The 3,596-nt window shown below is 33.3% G+C and carries 4 protein-coding genes and 1 pseudogene; 1 reads left to right on the forward strand and 4 read right to left on the reverse strand.

What is annotated here, in order from left to right:
• Positions 1 to 151: 151 nt before the first annotated feature.
• The 4 genes from B4E59_RS01015 to B4E59_RS01030 are packed head-to-tail and all read right to left on the reverse strand — an operon-like array spanning position 152 to position 2,874.
• Positions 152 to 721, reverse strand: coding sequence for a hypothetical protein (locus B4E59_RS01015; protein WP_291050787.1), 570 nt, complete (start codon positions 719 to 721; stop codon positions 152 to 154).
• 29 nt (positions 722 to 750) lie between these two features.
• Positions 751 to 1,656, reverse strand: coding sequence for a bestrophin family protein (locus B4E59_RS01020; RefSeq protein ID WP_291050790.1), 906 nt, complete (start codon positions 1,654 to 1,656; stop codon positions 751 to 753).
• Position 1,657: 1 nt separating this feature from the next.
• Entirely contained in the window at positions 1,658 to 2,152 is a 495-nt protein-coding gene (locus B4E59_RS01025; protein ID WP_032132841.1) for a DUF2231 domain-containing protein, read from the reverse strand.
• Positions 2,153 to 2,172: 20 nt separating this feature from the next.
• Positions 2,173 to 2,874: a VIT1/CCC1 transporter family protein gene (locus B4E59_RS01030; protein WP_032132848.1), complete on the reverse strand. Its 702-nt coding sequence runs from the start codon at positions 2,872 to 2,874 to the stop codon at positions 2,173 to 2,175.
• Between the two features lie 590 nt (positions 2,875 to 3,464).
• On the opposite strand from B4E59_RS01030, the pseudogene B4E59_RS14710 reads away from it, so the two are divergent.
• Positions 3,465 to 3,596, forward strand: a pseudogene (locus B4E59_RS14710) (DUF6266 family protein); the annotation flags it as partial.

Below are 3,596 nucleotides of genomic sequence, written 5' to 3' on the forward strand. Positions count from 1 at the left end.
ACTCCTTCACTCCTTAAAAAGAGAGTTTTTAAGCAAACCTAATTTTACATTAATATATTTTTCTAAAAATAAACCTCGCTTAAAAAGGCTTAAACGAGGTCATATATTCTGTTTTTTACTGTAAATTGGAGTTGTGCAACAGTTACCGATGTTAGCAGAAGTTGTTATTTCTATTGATTTTAAGATTTATTCCAATCAAAATAATTGTTATAATTACTGGAGCGATTGCAAAATAAAGTTCGAGATAATTTTCTTTAAAATTCTTAATACTTTCATAAATATTAATCCAGGATTGCATTCCGTTAATAAATGTAAAGAAGCCAAAGTAACCAATCAAACTTAAACTTAGTAATAAAATCTTCAATTTGATTTTCTTCTGAAGATTAGCTATTAATTGCAGTGTTAATCCTGCAAATCCACAAATACCAAAAAGTATAAGTATAATCATAGTTAAGTCTTCACTCGTTGGTTTTTTAAGTAAATCTGAGAATAAACTTGGTAAGAATATTAAACTAATACCCAATAAATATATAGCAGGAATAATTCCAAAGATTGATAGGGTTTTTACTAATATATTCTTCTTTTTTGAAGTCATTTTGTGAACAATTTCTGCTAACGGTTTGCAGCTTGGCGAAGTGGCGGAAATCGAAGCACAAATGTTCAGTTTTGTACAAAAGTTCAATCGAAGAACTGCCGTTGAATTTAGCACTGAACCCGCCATTTTGCCAAACTGCTGTTAGGCGTAGTTTTTTATTTCAGTTTGTCTTTTACTTCGTTACAATTTTGTTCTATTGTTTTGCAAATTTCATCTATTGTTACAGAAGTCTTTTTATTTTCAGAAAACGGTTCGCCAAATAAGTTAGCTAACTTATTAATTGTCAAAAATGCTGTACTAATAATTACCATTATTGGAATAGCCAAAAACTCAAATCCACTGTCTTCGCCACCCAAGTCAATGTCGCCAATAAATAATGGAATAAGTATGACATAAAAGCTCACAATTATTTTGGTAAATGCACTGTAAATCATCAAAAAAGGTGTGTTCTTTATTCTTTCAGCTTTTCCTTGAATGTCATAAAACCGATTGATATGTTGCATTAAATCTCCTTTTTCAATGTTTGCTTTTGAAGTAAAATTGTCTTCAATTCGCTTTGTGATTGCAACCAATATTTCGTTTGAGATTTTGTTTTCGGTATTTATTTTAAACTCGTTTAGAATTGCAATTGTTTGCTCATTAAAAATTGGCTTGAAATTATGGTGCATTTCATTTTTTAATTGACGAATGTATAAAATGCTCAATTCAATTAATTTGAGGGCTTCAACTTTAAAATCGGTTTTTGTTGTATCTTTAAAATTCTCTTCATTGCCATAATAGGCATAAATTTTAGCAACAAAACTTCGTGTATTGTTAGTCAATTCACCAAATATTTTTCTTGCTTCCCACCATCTGTCATAAGCCGAATTCATTCTGAAACCCAAGAAAAAAGCGACCGCAAGTCCAAATACAGAACCAATTTGTCCAGATATCTTGTAAATGTGGTCACCGAAATACTCTTCAAGTCCAAGAACAAGAATTGTGTAAACCGTTGTAATTAAAATAAACGGTGTTGCAATTTTTAATAGTTGAAGTAGCCCTTCTTTTTCTGTCTTTATCATCCTAATCGTCTTGGTCTTCTTCAGCGTTTTTGTTTTCTGATGCTGGAATATTATTGCCGCTTCGAATTTCTGTGTGTCTAATTTCACCGCCAGTTGTACCTGTCTGTTTAGCAAAGAATAATACCACAAATGCAAAAATCAATGTTGCAATTGAAATTATTGAAGAAAAAGATTTTTGTTTAAAACTCGCCCAAAGTCCAAGCAAAGAAATGCCACCTAGTATATAAGATAGAATAGCGAATGTTTCTGCTGCTTCTTCGTGGCTTTCTATGAAGTTTTCCGAAACTCCATTTATATTTTCTACTACTTCTTCTGCTCCTTCTCCTGTATTCATAGCTGCTATTGCGGCTAATGCACCGAAAACAAAAATCATAAATGCCGTTCGTTTTACAGCTTCTGATTTTGAAATAAGACCTGTAATCATTACGATTACCCCAACAATAGGGAAAATGATTGGTAAATGATTTACCACTAAATGCCAATGTGCTCCGTTCATATTATTATGTTTTTTAAAAATTAAATATTTACTCCAAAAAGGTAACCAACTAACGCAGAAAGTACCATTGCAATTGTTCCCCAAATGGTAATTCGCAAGATAGCTTTTTTAATGCTTGAACCACCTGTTTTTGCAGATGTCGCTCCTAAAATAACGAGAAAAATTATCGTGAAGCCATATAACCAATATTCCATTCCTTTCACTGGTGCAAAAAGAACAACTAAAAGCGGCAATACGCCACCAACTGTAAAAGATGCTCCTGATGCTAAAGCCGCTTGTATTGGATTTGCTTGACTTATTTCGTTGATGCCTAATTCATCTCTAATGTGTGTTGCCAAAGCGTCTTTTTCTGTCAATTCAATTGCCACTTGTCTTGCGGTTTCTTTTTTTAGTCCACGTTTCTCATAGATTTGAGCCAAAATATTAAGTTCTTCTTCTGGCATTTCTTTTAGTTCCTTAATCTCTCTTTCAATGTCTGCCTTTTCAGTGTCGGTTTGCGAACTTACCGAAACATACTCGCCTGCCGCCATAGATAAAGCACCCGCAACAAGTCCTGCGACTGTTGCCAATACAATAGGTTCTCTAGTCGAACTTGCAGCCGCAATTCCAATGGCAAGACTGGAAATAGAAATTATTCCGTCATTTGCACCAAGAACAGCAGCTCTCAACCAGTTGCTTCGGTGTATGTAATGGCTGTCTAAATAGTTGTCGATTGTTATCATATTCTTTTTTTGTCTTGTTACTGTCGGTCGTTTTAAAATTACGCCTAACATTGTTTTTTCACGAAACTGATCTAGCTTTTGTTTCGTAAAAAATCAACTATATCCGCATTTCGTAAAATTAGAAGCAAATATAATTATTTTTTTGTAAATAAGATACTTATAAAAACAAAATTCATGTATCACGAAGTAATTTGATGTAGAATGTAATAATGAATGTATGGATAGCGAAACAAAGTATTCTTGCATCATTTTATTTTTACAATTTCAATTTCCTCCCACTTTTGTTCGTGTTTTCTTCGACCGTTCTTCGACGAGAATGCCGTTTTTCCGAAGATTCGTCGAACAATGGTCGAACAATGGTCGAACAAGACCAAAATTGACCAAAAATTCAACTTCTCTCTAGCTCTTATAAATAGGAGGTTAGCGAGGTTTTTATTTTGTTATATTACTATTATTGTGTAAAAAGCAACTGGACAAAAGTGGACAAATGCGGGCAGAGCAGGGCAAATGCGGGCACAAAATTGTGTTTTTGTAAATGGTGTTGTTTCTGTTGCTAACTTTATGAATATTAACAATAAAAACTTGCAATTATGGCAGAAATTAAAAAAGGAATCCTTGGTGGATTCTCAGGAAAAGTAGGAACTGTAGTAGGCGTTAATTGGCGCGGCAAAGACATTATCCGTAGTTTGCCAAAAAAATCTAAAAGCCAACCTACTGATTTG

The sequence above is a fragment of the Empedobacter sp. UBA2044 genome, assembly GCF_002333005.1.
Lineage (GTDB): Bacteria > Bacteroidota > Bacteroidia > Flavobacteriales > Weeksellaceae > Empedobacter > Empedobacter falsenii_B.